Origin of the sequence: Janibacter cremeus (assembly GCF_029395675.1) — a bacterium.
Taxonomy (GTDB): Bacteria; Actinomycetota; Actinomycetes; order Actinomycetales; family Dermatophilaceae; genus Janibacter; species Janibacter cremeus_A.
In genome coordinates this window covers 2,821,699-2,838,044 of record NZ_CP115184.1, presented here as the reverse complement: position 1 = coordinate 2,838,044, position 16,346 = coordinate 2,821,699, and the positions used below count along the sequence as shown (strand labels likewise).

Sequence of the window (16,346 nt, the reverse complement as noted above, 5' to 3'; positions counted from 1 at the left end):
AAGGGGCCGCGGCCGCGGCTCCTGACCCCACCTTCGCAGCGCCGGACCGGAGCGGCAACGGATTTTGCCGGGCCCTCACGCGATGACCGTGCGCACCTGCCGGGCGATCTCGCCCTCCTCGTCCGTGGCCACCACGAGGACGCGCACCGCGCTGTCGGCGGTGGAGATGACCACCGGTTCGTCCCGGGCCACGCCCACGCACGCAGCATTCGCCTCCTCGTCGAGCGCGACCCCGAGGAAGTCCAGCCCGGCCAAGGCATCGGCGCGCACCCGCGGGTTGTGCTCACCGACACCGGCGGTGAAGGTGATCGCGTCCAGACCGCCGAGGACCGCCGCGTACCCGCCGATGTACCGACGGATGCGTCGCGTGTAGACCGCCAGCGCCAGCCGCGCCGCCTGCGAACCCTCGTCGGCGTGCTCGACGACGTCGCGGACGTCGGTCAGCCCGCACAGCCCCTCGAGCCCGCTGCGGTGGTTGAGCAGGTCCTCGACCGTCGCGACGTCCATCCCACCCACGCGCTGCAGGTGGGTGACGACGGCGGGGTCGATGTCGCCGCTGCGGGTGCCCATGACCAGCCCCTCGAGCGGGGTGAAGCCCATCGACGTGTCCACCGGCGCCCCGCCGAGGACCGCCGCCGCGGACGCACCGTTGCCCAGGTGCAGCACGATCTGGCGAAGGGGGGTGCCCGCCTCCCCGGTACCCCCGCCCAGGTGCTCGGCCACGACCCGGGACACGTACTCGTGGGAGGTCCCGTGGGCCCCGTAGCGCCGGATGCCGTGCCGGCGGGTCGTCGCGGCATCGATCGCGTAGGTGGCCGCGTCCTCCGGCAGCTCGTGGAAGAAGGCCGTGTCGAAGACGGCGACGTGGGGGACCGCGTCGAGCAGTCCGCGGGCGGTGCGGATGACCGCGGCGTTGACCGGGTTGTGCAGCGGCGCCAGCTCGGCCAGGTCGTCGATGGTCGACAGCAGGTCGTCGTCGACGAGACGCGGGCCGTCGATGTCCCGGCCGCCCTGGACCACCCGGTGGCCCACCCCGGCGAGGTGGTGGCGCAGGTCCGGCCCGTGCTCGTCGAAGGCGGCGACCACGGCCTCGAGCGCCCCGCCGTGGTCGTCGCACCGAAGCTCCTGCTCGACCGGGTCGGCACCGGCACGTTCGTGCGTGAGGATTCCGGGCGGGTCGTCGGCGTCGCCGCCGACGCGCTGCACCGACCCGCCGGCGAGGGACCGCCCGTCGTCATCGACGAGGCGGTACTTCAGCGAGGACGACCCGGTGTTGAGGACGAGGACGCTCATTCGTTGTCGCCGCCGGTGTCGGTGCCGGTCTTTCCCTCCGCCCCGGCGGCCGACCACGTCCACTCGGCGACCTCCGGGATGTCGGCGCCGTGCACCCGGGTGTACTCGTGGGCGTCGTGGCGCGCGTCGACCATCCGCTGCCGCAGCCCGGCGGCCTTCTCGCCCAGCCCGGGCACGCGGTCGATGACGTCCATGACGAGGTGGTAGCGGTCGAGGTCGTTGAGCATCAGCATGTCGAAGGGGGTGGTGGTCGTCCCCTCCTCCTTGTAGCCGCGCACGTGGATGTTGTGGTGCCCGGTCCGACGGTAGGTGAGGCGGTGGATGAGGCTCGGGTAGCCGTGGAAGGCGAAGAGCACCTGCTTGTCCGGGGTAAAGATCGTGTCGAAGTGGCGCGAGGACAGCCCGTGCGGGTGCTCCGCCGCGTCCTGCAACCGCATGAGGTCGACGACGTTGACCACCCGGGTGCGCAGCCCGGGCAGCTCCTCACGCAGGATCTTCGCCGCGGCGAGCGTCTCGATCGTCGGGACGTCCCCGGCGCAGGCGAGGACCACGTCGCAGCCGCTCACGCCCGCCTCGGTGCCGGCCCACTCCCAGATGCCCACTCCCCGGGCGCAGTGCCGCTCCGCGTCCGCCATCGACAGCCAGGAGGGGCCGGGCTGCTTGCCCGCGACGACGACGTTGATGTACTGCTCCGTGCGCATGACGTGGTGGAAGGTCGACAGCAGCGTGTTCGTGTCCGGCGGCAGGTAGACGCGCACGATCTCCGACTTCTTGTTGACGACGTGGTCGATGAAGCCGGGGTCCTGGTGGGAGAAGCCGTTGTGGTCCTGCCGCCACACGTGCGAGCTGAGCAGGTAGTTCAGCGAGCTGATCGGTCGCCGCCAGCCGATCTCGTTGGTCACCTTCAGCCACTTGGCGTGCTGGTTGACCATCGAGTCGACGATGTGGATGAAGGCCTCGTAGCTCGACATCAGCCCGTGCCGCCCGGTGAGGAGGTACCCCTCGAGCCACCCCTGGCACTGGTGCTCGCTGAGCATCTCGATGACCTTGCCCACGCGCGACATCGGGTCGCCCTCGTCGGCCGGCAGGTAGTCGGCGAGCCACTGCTTGTCGGTCTCGCGGTAGAGCCCGCCCAGCCGGTTGGACGCGGTCTCGTCCGGACCGAAGACCCGGTAGTTGTCCGGGTTGGCGGCCATGACGTCGGCCAGCCAGCCGCCGAGCACCCGGGTGGGCTCGGCGACGACCGTCCCGGGCTCCCGGACGTCGACGGCGTGCGGGGCCACCGGCGGCAGGACGAGCTTGCGCAGCCGCCGTCCCCCGTTGGCCTGGGGCAGCGCGCCCATCCGCAGGTCGCCCTCCGGTGCGAGCGAGGCGATGTCCTCGTGCAGCCGGCCGTCCTCGTCGAAGAGCTCCTCCGGCCGGTAGGAGGCGAGCCAGGCGCGCAGGTCCTCGAGGTGCTCGTCCGTGTCGCGGGCGTTGGCCAGCGGCACCTGGTGGCTGCGCCAGTGGCCCAGCGTCTGGTTGCCGTCGATGAGCTCCGGCCCGGTCCACCCCTTCGGCGTCCGCAGCACGATCATCGGCCAGCGGGGGCGCTCGGCGTGCTCGGCGCCCTGCCGGGCGGCGGTGGCGCGCGCGTCGGCGATCCGGTCGAGCACGTCGTCGAGCTGCTCGGCGAAGCGGCGGTGGATCTCGGCCGGTGACTCGTCGTCGAAGCCCGCCTCGAAGACGACGGGGGTGTGCCCGTACCCGCGCATCAGCGCCTCGATCTCGTCGTCACCGATGCGGGCGAGGACGGTGGGGTTGGCGATCTTCCACCCGTTGAGGTGCAGCACCGGCAGGACGACTCCGTCGGTGACCGGGTTGAGGAACTTGTTGCCGTGCCACCCCGTGGCGAGCGGCCCCGTCTCGGCCTCCCCGTCGCCGACGACGGCGAGGACGAGCAGCTCGGGGTCGTCGAAGGCCGCCCCGTAGGCGTGGGACAACGAGTAGCCGAGCTCACCCCCTTCGTGGATGGAGCCGGGGGTCTCGGGGGCGACGTGGCTGGGGATGCCGCCCGGGAAGGAGAACTGGGTGAACAGCCGCTGCAGGCCCTCGGTGTCCCGGCTGATCCGCGGGTAGGTCTCGGAATAGGTGCCCTCGAGGTAGGTGGCGGCGACCAGGCCGGGCCCGCCGTGGCCGGGGCCGGTCACGAAGAGCGTGGGCTGCTGCCGCTCGGCGATGGCCCGGTTGAGGTGGGCGTAGAGGAAGGTCAGGCCGGGTGTGGTGCCCCAGTGACCCAGCAGGCGCGGCTTGACGTGCTCGCGCTGCAGCGGCCGGCGCAGGAGCGGGTTGCCCATGAGGTAGATCTGCCCCACGGACAGGTAGTTCGCCGCACGCCACCACCGGTCGATCCGCTCGAGGGTCGCAGCGTCCAGGGGCGTGGCATCGGTCTCGTCGCGGCGCCGCCACGCGGTCGGTGCAGACATGGGTCCTCCGTGATCGGGTGGACCTCCATCCAAGCCAGCGACCCGCGAGAAGGCAATGGCGCGGCGTGGACCTCAGGCGTCGAGGAGCGGGTGGCGCTGGATGATCTCGTCCCGGCCGGGCCCGACGCCGATCGCCGAGACCCGGGCGCCGATGAGCTCCTCGGTGCGCAGGACGTAGGCCTGGGCGTTGGCCGGCAGCTCGTCGAACGAGCGGCAGTGGGTGATGTCCTCCCACCAGCCGTCGAGGTACTCGTAGATCGGCTGGGCGTGGTGGACGTCGGACTGGTTGACCGGCATCTGGTCGACCCGCTCGCCGTCGATCTCGTAGGCGACGCAGATCGGCACGCGCTCGAGCCCGGTGAGGACGTCGAGCTTGGTGACGACGAAGTCGGTGACGCCGTTGATCCGGGTCGCGTAGCGGCCGACGACGGCGTCGAGCCAGCCGGTGCGCCGCGGACGCCCGGTCGTCGTGCCGTACTCGTGCCCGGTCTTGCGCAGGAACTCCCCGTCGTCGTCGAACAGCTCCGTCGGGAAGGGCCCCTCACCGACACGGGTCGAGTAGGCCTTGAGGATCGCGATGACGCGGCTGACCCGGGTCGGCGGGATGCCGGACCCGGTGCACGCGCCGCCGGCGGTCGCCGAGGAGGAGGTGACGAAGGGGTAGGTGCCGTGGTCGACGTCGAGCAGCGTCGCCTGGCCCGCCTCGAGCAGGACGTTCTTGCCCGCGTCGAGCGCCTGCTCCAGCTCGAGGCTGGTGTCGGTGACCATCGGGCGCAGCCGGTCGGCGTAGGAGAGGAGCTCCTCGACGACGAGGTCCACGTCCGCGGCGCGGGTGTTGTAGATCTTGGCCATGACCTGGTTCTTGAGGGCGAGCGCGGCCTCGACCTTCTGCCGCAGGATGCCCTCGTCGAAGATGTCCTGCACGCGGATGCCGACGCGGTTCATCTTGTCGGCATAGGTCGGGCCGATGCCGCGACCGGTCGTGCCGATCTTGCGCTTGCCGAGGAAGCGCTCGGTGACCTTGTCCAGGGTGCGGTTGTACGGCGGGATGATGTGCGCGTTGGCGCTCAGGCGCAGCTTCGAGACGTCGACGCCCCGTGCCTCGAGCCCGGCGAGCTCCTCGAAGAGGACCTCGAGGTCGACGACGACGCCGTTGCCGATGACCGGGATGACGGTCGGGGTGAGGATGCCGGACGGCAGCAGGTGCAGCGCGTACTTCTCGCCGTCGATGACGACGGTGTGACCGGCGTTGTTGCCTCCGTTGAACTTCACGACGTAGTCGACGTCGTTGCCCATCAGGTCGGTGGCCTTGCCCTTGCCCTCGTCGCCCCACTGGGCCCCGATCAGCACGATCGCCGGCATCGGTCCTCCTCGCCCGCCTCGCGAGCGGGTCTCGACAACACTCAGCCGCGGGGCTCCCCCGCGGCTGCTCACCGGAACAGTCTAGCGATCGGCCGCCGACAGCCGGCCGTCGCGCTCGAGGGCGGCCCCGAGCTGGAAGCGCGTGTCCACCCCGTAGACGTCCATCAGCGCGGCCACCCGGCGGCGCACGGTGCGCAGGCCGACGTGGAGGGTGCGCGCGATCATCTCGTCCTTCGCCCCGAGGGCGAGCATCCGCACCAGGGCCTCGTCCGACCGCCCGACCGGCGGATCGATCCCCGGGGCCCGCGCCCACATCAGGTCGAACCAGGCCGAGAAGCAGCCCACGAGCGCGGGGTTGCGGATGAAGACGTACGGCGCGCGCGGATCGCCCCAGGTCTCCAGCGTGATCACCGCCTCGTCGCCGAGGACGAGGAACTCGGTGTGGAACAGGTCGGTGACGCGCTGCTCCTGGCCGGCCTCCCGCTTGGCGGCGAGCTGGCTGCGTCCGAGGTCGGTCTCGAGGACGGCCGGGCTCACCAGGGTGCGTTGCCGCTGACCCTCCAGTGCGCGGTTGCGCTCGTTGCGGGTGTTGACGTCCTCGCTGCCGGCGCCGACCTCGATCGACAGCATGACGTTGTCGACCCGGTCCACCTCCCCCGCGACCCGGTCGATCATCGGCGCCGCCATCGCCTGGGTGAGGACCTGCACGCCGGGGTCGTCACCGAGGTCGATGTTGTGCATCCGGGCCCGCAGCGCCATCAGGGCGTCGCCGACGTCGGCCAGCCGCCCACGTGCCTCCTCGAGCTGGATGGAGTCGCTGATCAGGTGGGCCTCGAGACGACGCAACGGCTCGTCGTCGAAGTCGGGCGAAGGGGACATGATTGGCAGGTTAGTGTCACTGTCCGCTTCGTGCCGTATTTGGGGGGTGGCATGCGGCATACTGGTTCCTGCAAGGGGCGCCGCAAATGGATTCAGGGGACCAGTCAGCGGCGCCCCCTCATGCTTCCGGAGGGGACACCGGACCGCACGACGAAGGGCGTCACGACCACCACGGTCGGGACGCCCTTCGTCGTGCGTGTCAGCCGAGCAGCTGCTGGGCCGCCTCCGGCGAGGAGTCGGCGAGGAAGGTGCGACAGCGCTGCTCCTCCTCGGTCTCCTCGATCTCGCCGGCCGCCTGGGACAGGGCCGCCAGGGCCCGCAGGAAACCGCGGTTGGGCTCGTGCGACCACGGCACCGGCCCCTGGCCCTTCCACCCGGAGCGGCGCAGTGCGTCCAGCCCGCGGTGGTAACCCGTGCGGGCGTAGGCGTAGCCCTCGATGCTGCGGCCGCCGTCGAGCGACCGCTCGGCCAGCACGGCCCACGGCAGGGACGACGAAGGGAGGTCCGCCGCCACGGTCGTGGGGTCCTCGCCCGCGTCGATCCGCGCCGCGGCCGGGTCCTCGGGCAGCTTGGTCTCGGGGATGCTCAGCAGGTTGTCCATCAAGCCTTCACCGACGTCCCGGCGGAGCGCAGGTTCTCGCAGGCCTCGACGACGCGGGCCGCCATCGACGCCTCCGCCTCCTTGCCCCAGGCCCGCGGGTCGTACTGCTTCTTGTTGCCGACCTCGCCGTCGATCTTCAGGACGCCGGTGTAGTTCTCCAGCATCCAGCCGGCGACCGGGCGGGTGAAGGCGTACTGGGTGTCGGTGTCGACGTTCATCTTGACGACGCCGTAGTCGACCGCGTCGGAGATCTCCTGCGGGGTCGAGCCCGAGCCACCGTGGAAGACGAGGTCGAGCGGACGGCTGCCGGCGTCCTTCCCGTACTTCTCGCTCACCGCGTCCTGGCACTGCTTGAGGATCTCCGGGCGCAGCTTGACGTTGCCCGGCTTGTACACGCCGTGGACGTTGCCGAAGGTCAGGGCGGCCATGTAGCGCCCTTTCTCGCCGAGCCCGAGCGCCTCGACCATGTCGAGGGTGTCGCCGGGGGTGGTGTACAGCTTGTCGTTGATGTCGTTGGCGACACCGTCCTCCTCGCCGCCGACCACACCGATCTCGACCTCGAGGATGATGTCGGCCGCGGCGGCGAGCTCGAGCAGCTCCTCGGCGATGGCGAGGTTCTCGTGCAGCTCCACGGCCGAGCCGTCCCACATGTGCGACTGGAAGATCGGCAGGCCCGTCTTGTCGCGACGCTCCCGGCTCGCGGCGATCAGCGGCCGCACGAAGCCGTCGAGCTTGTCCTTGGGGCAGTGGTCGGTGTGCAGCGCGATGTTGACGTCGTAGTTCTTCGCCACCTCCTGCGCGTAGGCAGCGAGCGCGAGCGAGCCGGTGACCATGTCCTTGACCGTCGGGCCGGAGAGGTACTCCCCGCCGCCGGTCGAGACCTGGACGATCCCGTCGCTCCCGGCCTCGGCGAAGCCGCGGATGGCGGCGTTGAGCGTCTGACTCGAGGTCACGTTGATCGCGGGATAGGCGAACGATCCGGCCTTCGCGCGATCGAGCATGTCGCGGTAGACGTCCGGAGTGGCGATGGGCATGACGGCCTCCTGGCGAGCTGGGGTGGTCTTGTCGATGATCCTCGCAGATCATCGGCGGCCCCGGCGATGGGGCCGAAACCCTACGCGCGGGTACGACGACATGGTGCGGCCCTGCTCGGCGGCCGGACCCCGTCAGACCGGGGGCTCGCCCCCGGTCCCTGCAGCACCGTGTCGTCGTACCCGACGGTCACGAGCCGACAGCGGCCACGGGCGACGGGGCGTAGGTGGCGGGGACGGTCGTGGCCACACGCTTCAGGCCGAGCCGGGTCAGGATCGGCAGGGAGTCGGGCGAGCAGTCCACCCGCACGGACAGGAACCCGCGCTCGAGTGCGTAGCGCGCCCGCTGCGCCACCAGGGCGCGGTAGATCCCCCGTCGCCGGGCGGCGGGGTGCGTCGACCCGCCCCAGAACGAGCAGAAGTCGGTCCCCGGCGAGTAGCGCGCCCACGCCGCGCACACCACCTCTCCCGGGCGGACCCGGTGATCGCCGGCCTCCATCGGCTCGGACGCCTCGGCGACGACAATGTCGAGACCGCGGGGGGCGCCCCGCAGCTCCTCGCGCAGCTCGGCGGCGTGACCGTCACGCCGCCCCCACACCACCTCGGTGAGCTCCGCGATCCCGGCGAAGGCCTCGTCGTCCACCTCGACCCGGCGCAGCCGGACCCCCTTCGGCTCGACGGAGTGCACGAGGGAGGCGGTCCCACCCAGGACGAGTGCCTCCTCGTCGCCGATCGTGAAGCCGTGCTCCCGCAACCGCTCCAGGAGGTCGGCAGGCTCGTCGTAGTCGTAGGTCTTCCACTCGACCTCCTGCCCGCGCTCGGCGAAGAACGCGACTTGGCGCGAGATCCAGTGATCGGGGTCGTCGCCCAGACCGGAGGGGCACTCGACCATCGCGAACTTCGTCGGGTCGGTCGACCAGGTCCGCCGCACCGGGCCGTCGGAGTCCAGGACGAGTCCGGGTCGCGGCTCGTCCTCGCGCCCGGCGAGCCGGATCTGCCGGTGGAACTCCTCGAGCAGGCTCACCGGCCCGAGCGCTGCCAGGCGATGATCCGCTCCAGGGCCTCGCCGATCGCCTCGGGACCGGCGGCGAGGGACAGGCGCACGCAGTGACGCCCGTCGACCGGGTCGAAGTCGGTCCCGGGAGTGAGCGCGACACCGGTCTCCTCGAGCAGGGCGGTCGCGTACTCGCGCGAGTCGGCGAAGGGGGCGAGGGCCTCACCGAGGTCCGCCCAGTAGTAGAACGCACCGTCGGCGGGTGCCGCGTCGCCCCAGCCCAGCTCGGGCGCCCGGGCGAGCAGCACCTCGCGGGCCTCGGCGAAGTCGGCGAGAGCCGCCTCGCACTCGGCATAGGTCTCCTCGGTGAAGGCCTCGACCGCAGCCTCCTGCGCCGCGGCCGGCGGGCACAGCGCGATGTTCCCGGCCAGCGCGTCGACCGCGGTGCGCAGGTCCTGCGGCACGAGCAGCCAGCCCAGCCGCCACCCGGTCATCCCCCAGTACTTGCTGAAGGAGGAGACCACGATGGCGTGCTCGTCGACCTCCCGGGCGCAGACCCCCTTCGCGTCCGGGCCGTCGGGGTCGGCGTAGGTGACCCCGTGGTAGATCTCGTCGCTGACCAGCCGCACGCCGTGCGCGGCGCACCACGCGGCGATCGCCGTCAGCTCACCGCGGTCGACCATGGTCCCGGTGGGGTTGGCCGGGGAGGCGAGGACGAGCCCGGCCAGGGGCGCCTCGGCGTGCGCGGCCTCCAGCTGCGCGACCGTCGGCTGGTAGCGCTCGACCGGGCCGGTCGGCAGGTCGACGACCTCGCAGCCGAGCCCGGCGAGGATGTTGCGGTAGGCCGGGTAGCCGGGGCGGGCGAGCGCGACGCGGTCCCCGTGGTCGAAGGCGGCGAGGAAGGCCAGCACGAACCCGCCGGACGAGCCCGTCGTCACCGCCACCTCACCCGGGTCGAGGTCGAGGCCGTACCAGCGGGAGTAGTGCCCGGCGATGGCGGAGCGAAGGGAGGCGGTCCCCAGCGCGGGCGTGTAGCCGAGCGAGCGTCGCTCGGTGTGGATCCGGGCCGCCGCGGCGTGCACGGCAGCCGGGGCGCCCCGGCTCGGTTCGCCCGCGCACAGCGAGATGACCTCGCGCCCCTCGGCGCGCATGGCCGCCACTCGGGCGAGCACGTCCATGACCTCGAAGGGTGCGACCTCGGAACGACGGGACGGTGCAGGGCTCATGGCTCGATCGTGGCAGTCGACGCTCGGCGTCGGGTCAGTGGCCTGCTGCGAGCGCGCCGGCGAAGCCGAGCATCGCCGCCCCGGTGCCGCCGTCGATGCCGCGGCGCACCCGGACCCGCTGGATCGCGCCGCGGGCGAGCTGGGCGGCGAGGACGATCGCGAAGAGCACGACCGCCCCCAGGGCGGTGAGCGTGAGGGCGTAGGCGATGAAGGTTCCCGTCCCGGCGCCCGGGGAGAGGAACTGCGGCAGTACCGCGAGGTTGAACAGGAGCACCTTGGGGTTGGTGATGTTGCACAGGAAGCCCGTGGCGAGCGCCCGCCACGGACGCTCGACCGGTCCCTTCAGCTCGCCCACCGCCCAGGCGCCCTCGCTGGCGACGGCGGACCTCAGGGCGGCGACCCCGAGGAAGAGCAGGTAGGCGACGCCCACCCAGCGGATGGTCTGGAAGAGGGGCTCGACGTGGGCGACGACCGCGCCCAGGCCCGCGGCGGCGAGCACGCCCTGCACGACACCGGCCGCACAGATCCCCACGGCGGTCCAGGCACCGCGGACACGACCCCCGACGACCGAGTTGCGCAGGGTCAGCAGGGTGTCGGGTCCCGGCGCGACGGCCACGACCGCCGCGAAGGCGACGAAGGTCAGGTACTGGCTCACTCGTCGATGGTAGGGGTCCGGCGGTGCAGCTCCGCAACGACGAGGTGGGGGGCGCGAGATCGTGGGATCAGGGGGGTGGGTAGCGTTCTTGCGCCCCCCACACCGAGAGGACGCTCGTGTCCGACCAGACATTCCAGCTTATCGCCATCGCCATCTACTTCGTGATGATGCTGGCGATCGGCTACTACGCCTACACCAGGACGAAGAACATCGACGGGTACATGCTCGCCGAACGTGGCCTGCACCCGGCGGTAGCCGCCCTGTCCGCCAATGCCGCCGACATGAGCGGCTGGCTGCTGCTCGGACTCCCCGGAGCCATCTACCTCTCCGGCCTGAGCGCGTCGTGGATCGCCATCGGGCTGATCATCGGAGCGTGGCTGAACTGGAAGTACGTCGCCCCGCGGCTGCGCGCCTACACCGAGATCGCCGGTGACTCGATCACCATCCCGAGCTTCTTCGAGCGTCGGCTGCGCGACCGCAGCCACCTGCTGCGCATCGTCGCCGCGCTCGTCATCCTCGTCTTCTTCACCTTCTACGTCTCCTCCGGCATGGTCGCCGCGGGCAAGTTCTTCGAGAGCTCGTTCGGGTGGACCTACCTCGACGGCATGCTCCTGGTCGCCGCGGTCACGCTGGCGTACACCCTCTTCGGCGGGTTCCTCGGCGCCACGCTCACCGACGTCGCCCAGGGTCTGCTGATGTTCGCTGCGCTCATCGCGGTGCCGTTCGTCGCCCTGACCCAGATCGGGTCCCTCGCAGAGGTCGCCGCCGGCGCCCGTGCGGTCAACCCGGACGCCTTCGCCCTCTTCTCCGGTGAGGGCGGCGCGCTCGCGATCGCGGTCGCGACCTTCTCCACCGCCGCGTGGGGCCTGGGCTACTTCGGGCAGCCGCACATCATCGTGCGCTTCATGGCACTGCGCACCCCCGGTGAAGCGCACTACGGCCGGATCGTCAGCACGACGTGGATGATCATCACCGCGCTCGGCGCCACCGCCGCCTCGCTCATCGGCATCTCCTACTTCGCGGGCGACGCCGAGAAGGAGCTCGAGGACCCCGAGACGGTCTTCCTCCTGCTCAGCCAGATCTTCTTCCACCCGCTCGTCGCCGGCTTCGTCCTCGCGGCGGTCCTCGCCGCGGTCATGTCGACGATGTCCAGCCAGCTCGTGGTCTGCTCCTCCGCGCTGGTGGAGGACCTGGTCAACCTCACCGGCCGCAAGGCGTCCCCGCAGATGCTGCTCAACCTGGGTCGTCTCTCCGTGCTGGTCGTCGCCGTCGTCGGGCTCGTGCTCGCGCTCGACCCGGACGCCGGGGTGCTCGCACTGGTCGCCTTCGCCTGGGCCGGCTTCGGCGGCGCCTTCGGCCCGATCGTGCTGCTGTCGCTGTACTGGCGCAAGCTCACCGCTGCCGGTGCCCTCGCCGGCATGATCGCCGGTGCGGTCACCGTCTTCGTCTGGGGCAACATCGACGTGCTCACGTCGAACATGTACGAGATCGTCCCCGGCTTCCTCGTCAACCTCCTCGTCGCGGTCGTCGTCTCGCTGGCGCGGCCCGGCACCAACGCCGGGGTCGACGAGGAGTTCGAGCGCATGGAGCACGAGCTCGGCCACCGTCGACGCGAGCCGGTCGCCTGACCACGGCCGGGCGTCCTACGTCTCAGGCGTGGGGCGCCTGGCCGAAGTGGTGCCTGCGCACCCAGGAGTGCATGGCGATCGCCGCGGCGGCACCGGCGTTCATCGACCGGGTCGAGCCGAACTGGCTGATCTCGAGGACGTCGTCGCAGGCGGCGAGCATCTCCGGGGAGATCCCCGGCCCCTCCTGGCCGAAGATGAGGACGCACTCCCGCGGCAGGTCGTAGGTCTCTATCGGGAGCACTCCTGGGACATTGTCGATGCCGATGAGGCGAAGGGGGGTCCCCCCTTCGCCCGCCGTCCTCGCCCACTCCACGAGGTCGGCGACGGACGGGTGGTGGTGCTCGACCTGGTAGCGGTCGGTGACCATCGCGCCGCGCCGGTTCCACCGCCGCTTGCCGACGATGTGGAAGGCCGCGGCGCCCATCGCGTTGGCGGTGCGCACGACGGAGCCGATGTTGAAGTCGTGCTCCCAGTTCTCGATCGCGACGTGGAAGGTGTGCCGCCGGGAGGCGAGGTCGGCGGTGATGGCGTCGTGGGACCAGTAGCGGTAGCGGTCCTCGACGTTGCGCCGGTCTCCCCCGCGCAGCAGGTCCGGGTCCAGTCGCGGGTCCTGCGGCCACTCCCCCGACCAGGGCCCCACCCCGTGGCTCACAGGATCTGCAGAGGGAGCACCCTTAGCCTTGTCCTGATCATCCGGGGTGCCCACGAGCCCCCATCGTAGACGCCACTGCCTCGGAAAGGCCTCATGAACACGATCGTCGAGTGGGTCCTCGACCTCATGGAGCGGATCGGGGGCCCCGGCATCGCGTTGGCGATCTTCCTCGAGAACGTCTTCCCGCCGATCCCGAGCGAGGTCGTCCTGCCGCTGGCGGGCTTCACCGCCTCGCAGGGGAAGTACTCACCGGTCGAGGCCGTCCTGTGGGCGACGCTGGGCTCGGTCGTCGGCGCGATGCTGCTCTACGGCATCGGCGCCGCCCTCGGTATGGACCGGCTGCGACTCATCGCGAAGAAGATGCCCCTCGTGGACGTCGCGGACGTGGACAAGGCGGACGTGTGGTTCGACCGGCACGGCCCCAAGGCGGTCTTCTTCGGGCGCTTCATCCCCGGCGTGCGCAGCCTCATCTCCGTCCCGGCGGGCATCGACGGCATGCCGGTGACGACCTTCCTCGGGTACACGACCGCCGGGTCGCTGCTGTGGAACTCGCTCTTCGTCACGATCGGCTACCAGCTCGGCGGCCGATACCACCTCGTCGAGCAGTACATGGACCCGATCAGCAAGGTCGTCTACGCCCTGATCATCATCGCGGTGCTGGCCACCATCGCGTGGATGGCCCGCCGCGCGATGAGTCGCCGCCGGGACCCGGACGACTACATCGACCTCGAGACGGACTGAGCCGACCCCTCCCTTCGCAACTGCTTAGGCTCCTGCAACCCCCAAGCCTCTCCCTTCGCAACTGCTTAGGCTCCTGCGAAGGGGGCGGAGCGCGGGCGCAGGGGTGTGGCCCGGGTCAGCGGGGGCCGTGGCCGAGGACGAGCGTGGCCAGCTGGGTGCGTGAGCGCACGCCGATCTTGCGGTAGATCCGCGTCAGGCTGCCCTCGACGGTCTTGACGCTCAGGTGGAGGCGCTGGGCGATCTCGCGGTTGCTCGCGCCCTCGGCGACGAGCCCGGCGACCTGCTGCTCGGTGAGGGTGAGGTCGCCGAGCGGGTCGGCAGCGCCCTCCGGCTCCTCGACCTCGAGGGTGTGCAGCGCCGCGCCCTCCGGGAAGCGCGCGTTGACCCACTCGGCCCACGGCACCGCGTGGAGCGGCCGCAGCACCTCGCGGGCACGAGCGGCGGCCTCGCGACTGCGGCCCCCGCGGCGGGCGCGGCGCTCGATGTGCGCCAGGGTGACGAGGGAGCGGGCCAGCTCGATGGGCAGGCGGTGCTCCTCCGCGGCGGCGATGGAGCGCGTGGCCAGGGTGCGCGCGGTGTCCAGGTCCCCGCGGGCGGCGGCGATCTCCGCGGCGGCCCGATCGGCGGCGGCGGCCACGCCGGGGGCACCCAACCCGTCCTCGAGACCCGCGCGCACCTCGGCGAGCAGGCCTTCGGCCTCGTCGATCTCGCCGCCAAGCACGAGTGCCGTCACGGCGTCGGTGTGCCACCGGACCGAGGTCAGGTCGCGGATCCCGGAGTCGGCGTCCAGACGACGCAGCTCCCGATAGACACCGACGGCGCCCTCGAGGTCGTCGAGGTGCAGCAGCGCGAGGCCGAGATGGGCGAGGTGGCGTCGCAGGTAGCGCTGGTCGCGCTCGCGGCGCGCGAGCTCCACGCCGCGCGAGCTGACGACCCGGGTGCGCTCGAAGGTGCCGCCGACGCTCTCGGCGATCTCCTCGATGAACCACGTGGTCGCCACCGGGGTGTCGAAGTGCGTCGCCGCTCGGGTGGCCCGGCCGGCGAGCTCGAGCGCCTCGCGACCACGCCCCTGCCGGGCGACCACCTCGACGAGCGAGCGCAGCACGTGCACGGTGTCGTAGCCGGCGTCCGGACCGACGTCGGCGAGCATGTCGACGAAGGCCGCACGAGCCCGGCGCAGGTCGTCGTCGTGGAGCGAGAAGCGCGCCGCGATGTAGCGCGCCGAGGTGTGCACCTGGCCGGGCCTCGGGTCGCCCGCGAGCGCGGCGGCCTCCTCCATCAGGCGTCGGGCGTCCGGGTCGCCGAGGGTCCGGCCGACCGCGGCCCCCACGGTCAGGGCGTCGACCTCGATGTCGGTGCGGCCGGCGCGTCGGGCCAGCTCGACCGCGCGGCCCGCGGAGTCCATGGCGGAGCGCAGGTCGTTGCTGCCGGCGAGGAGACGGGCGCGCTGGAGGAGGACGCGGGCCTGCAGCGTCGGGTCCTCCCGGGACTCGTACAGGGCCGCGACGAGGATCTCGTCGGGGGCGCTGTCCCCGAGCTCGACGAGGGCGAGCTTGGCGCGCACGGACAGGCTGGGCTCGGTCAGGTCCGCTGCGGCCCGGGTGGCCCGGTGCAGCACCCGGGTCTCCTTGCCGATGACGGCGTTCTCCAGGCAGAGGGTGAGCCACTCGTCCCGCTCCGGGGTCCCGGCATCCGCGGCGAGCAGGTACAGCTGGGCGGCGAGGTCGTGCTCGCCCCGGGCCGCGCACCCGGTCGCGGCGGCGGCGAGGTCGGCCGGGGTCGTTCCGGTGTCGCCGGCGAGGGCGAGGTGGTACCGGGTCAGGCCCTCGCTGTCGGCGTGCTCGGCGAGCTCGCGGTGCAGCGCCACCAGCTCGTCGCTGTCGACGGACTCCAGGAGGACGTCGCCGAGGGCCTCAGGGGTGAGTCGCAGGTACTCGTCCTCGGTGACGACCAGGCCGAGGGCCCGGGCCGCGCGGACGCTCGCGACGGCCGTCTCGCCGCCGATGCGCTGGAGTGTCGCCGTCGTCGGCTGGTGCATCGCAGCCACCCGCTGGAGGGTCGCGCGCACCGGTTCGGTCAGCTCGTGGACACGGGTGCGTGCGAGGCTCCCCAGCTGGCGGGCCGCCTCCTCGGGGGGGAGCCCGTCGACGGCCGCGGCGATCTCGCGGGCCAGGCCGGGGTTGCCGCCGGACTCGCGGTGCGCCCACAGGGCGGTGTCGGTCGGCACGTCGTCCGCGGCGAGCAGCTCGACGGTGTCGGCCGCGGCGAAGGGCTGCAGCTCCACGTGCAGCAGCGACAGCTCCCGGGCCGTGACCGTGCGCGGGTGCCCGGTCGTCGGGTCGACCTCCGCCGGCCCGATCGCCACGAGGGCACCGAAGGCGCCGGGCCCCAGGGAGCGCGAGGCCGCGGCCCGCAGCGCCGCCAGGCTCACCGCGTCCAGGTGCTGCGCGTCGTCGAGGACGAGGACGAAGGGGGCCGTGGCCGCCTGGGCGGTGAGCAGCTCGGTCAGGGCATAGCCGAGGCGCTCCGCGGGGTCGGTGGCCGGCAGCGTCCGGGGGTCGAGCAGGAGGGAACGCATCCGGTCCGGCAGCTCGTCCAGGGTCGCCTGCGGGAAGGCGGCGGCGACGACCGAGACCCCGTGGCCGGGCACACCCCGGCGCTGCAACCGCACGCTGATCGCGTGCGGGACGCCGGCGGTGACCGCGGCGAGGAAGGTGCTGCGTCCCATGCCGCGGGGACCGTGGATGGCGACGGCCTGTCCCTCCAGGACCCGGGCCGTCACCGACGTGATGAGGCGGGTGCGACCCACCGGGTCGTTG

At 72.0% G+C, this 16,346-nt stretch carries 13 protein-coding genes; 2 read left to right on the top strand and 11 right to left on the bottom strand.

From position 1 onward, the window contains the following. Positions 1 to 75: 75 nt before the first annotated feature. The 9 genes from O9K63_RS13540 to O9K63_RS13500 all read right to left on the bottom strand — a co-directional run bounded on the left by O9K63_RS13540 (position 76) and on the right by O9K63_RS13500 (position 10,506). Positions 76 to 1,293, bottom strand: coding sequence for an acetate/propionate family kinase (locus tag O9K63_RS13540; protein ID WP_277238652.1), 1,218 nt, complete (start codon positions 1,291 to 1,293; stop codon positions 76 to 78). Beyond that, positions 1,290 to 3,758 carry a phosphoketolase family protein gene (locus tag O9K63_RS13535; protein ID WP_277238651.1) on the bottom strand — a complete coding sequence of 823 codons (2,469 nt, stop codon included), beginning with the start codon at positions 3,756 to 3,758 and terminating at the stop codon, positions 1,290 to 1,292. The genes O9K63_RS13540 and O9K63_RS13535 overlap by 4 nt, the downstream gene beginning before the upstream one ends. A 72-nt stretch (positions 3,759 to 3,830) precedes the next feature. Next, positions 3,831 to 5,120: an adenylosuccinate synthase gene (locus tag O9K63_RS13530; protein ID WP_277238650.1), complete on the bottom strand. Its 1,290-nt coding sequence runs from the start codon at positions 5,118 to 5,120 to the stop codon at positions 3,831 to 3,833. An 81-nt stretch (positions 5,121 to 5,201) separates the two neighbouring features. Then, positions 5,202 to 5,999 carry a helix-turn-helix transcriptional regulator gene (locus tag O9K63_RS13525; RefSeq protein ID WP_277238648.1) on the bottom strand — a complete coding sequence of 266 codons (798 nt, stop codon included), beginning with the start codon at positions 5,997 to 5,999 and terminating at the stop codon, positions 5,202 to 5,204. A gap of 199 nt (positions 6,000 to 6,198) precedes the next feature. Then, positions 6,199 to 6,600, bottom strand: a complete 402-nt coding sequence (locus tag O9K63_RS13520) for a DUF3151 domain-containing protein (RefSeq protein ID WP_277238647.1) — start codon at positions 6,598 to 6,600, stop codon at positions 6,199 to 6,201. Further along, complete coding sequence (fbaA, locus tag O9K63_RS13515; protein ID WP_277238646.1) at positions 6,600 to 7,634, bottom strand: class II fructose-bisphosphate aldolase; 1,035 nt, start codon at positions 7,632 to 7,634, stop codon at positions 6,600 to 6,602. Before fbaA ends, O9K63_RS13520 begins: the two co-directional genes overlap by 1 nt. Before the next feature lie 187 nt (positions 7,635 to 7,821). Then, on the bottom strand, positions 7,822 to 8,655 hold the full coding sequence (locus tag O9K63_RS13510; protein ID WP_277238644.1) for a GNAT family N-acetyltransferase: 834 nt from the start codon (positions 8,653 to 8,655) through the stop codon (positions 7,822 to 7,824). After that, a complete protein-coding gene (locus O9K63_RS13505) occupies positions 8,652 to 9,851 on the bottom strand; it encodes a pyridoxal phosphate-dependent aminotransferase (protein WP_277238642.1) in 1,200 nt (399 codons plus the stop codon). Before O9K63_RS13505 ends, O9K63_RS13510 begins: the two co-directional genes overlap by 4 nt. Before the next feature lie 34 nt (positions 9,852 to 9,885). After that, on the bottom strand, positions 9,886 to 10,506 hold the full coding sequence (locus O9K63_RS13500; RefSeq protein WP_277238640.1) for a LysE family translocator: 621 nt from the start codon (positions 10,504 to 10,506) through the stop codon (positions 9,886 to 9,888). A 116-nt stretch (positions 10,507 to 10,622) separates the two neighbouring features. On the opposite strand from O9K63_RS13500, the gene putP reads away from it, so the two are divergent. Further along, positions 10,623 to 12,134, top strand: coding sequence for a sodium/proline symporter PutP (putP, locus tag O9K63_RS13495; protein WP_277238639.1), 1,512 nt, complete (start codon positions 10,623 to 10,625; stop codon positions 12,132 to 12,134). Between the two features lie 22 nt (positions 12,135 to 12,156). On the opposite strand, the gene O9K63_RS13490 is transcribed toward putP, so the two are convergent. Beyond that, positions 12,157 to 12,786, bottom strand: a complete 630-nt coding sequence (locus O9K63_RS13490) for a TrmH family RNA methyltransferase (protein ID WP_277238637.1) — start codon at positions 12,784 to 12,786, stop codon at positions 12,157 to 12,159. Positions 12,787 to 12,879: 93 nt separating this feature from the next. Between O9K63_RS13490 and O9K63_RS13485 the strand changes: the two genes are divergently transcribed. Then, positions 12,880 to 13,527 (top strand): DedA family protein, encoded by a 648-nt coding sequence (locus O9K63_RS13485; protein WP_277238636.1) that lies wholly within the window; start codon positions 12,880 to 12,882, stop codon positions 13,525 to 13,527. Between the two features lie 115 nt (positions 13,528 to 13,642). Here the strand turns inward: O9K63_RS13485 and O9K63_RS13480 are convergent, their stop codons facing one another. Further along, a complete protein-coding gene (locus O9K63_RS13480) occupies positions 13,643 to 16,336 on the bottom strand; it encodes a helix-turn-helix transcriptional regulator (protein ID WP_277238634.1) in 2,694 nt (897 codons plus the stop codon). Between the last annotated feature and the right edge of the window lie 10 nt (positions 16,337 to 16,346).

Coding starts and splice junctions, on each gene's coding strand:
- O9K63_RS13540 (WP_277238652.1), bottom strand. CDS start 1,293: ATGAGCGTCCTCGTCCTCAACACCGGGTCGTCCTCGCTGAAGTACCGC.
- O9K63_RS13535 (WP_277238651.1), bottom strand. CDS start 3,758: ATGTCTGCACCGACCGCGTGGCGGCGCCGCGACGAGACCGATGCCACG.
- O9K63_RS13530 (WP_277238650.1), bottom strand. CDS start 5,120: ATGCCGGCGATCGTGCTGATCGGGGCCCAGTGGGGCGACGAGGGCAAG.
- O9K63_RS13525 (WP_277238648.1), bottom strand. CDS start 5,999: ATGTCCCCTTCGCCCGACTTCGACGACGAGCCGTTGCGTCGTCTCGAG.
- O9K63_RS13520 (WP_277238647.1), bottom strand. CDS start 6,600: ATGGACAACCTGCTGAGCATCCCCGAGACCAAGCTGCCCGAGGACCCG.
- fbaA (WP_277238646.1), bottom strand. CDS start 7,634: ATGCCCATCGCCACTCCGGACGTCTACCGCGACATGCTCGATCGCGCG.
- O9K63_RS13505 (WP_277238642.1), bottom strand. CDS start 9,851: ATGAGCCCTGCACCGTCCCGTCGTTCCGAGGTCGCACCCTTCGAGGTC.
- O9K63_RS13485 (WP_277238636.1), top strand. CDS start 12,880: ATGAACACGATCGTCGAGTGGGTCCTCGACCTCATGGAGCGGATCGGG.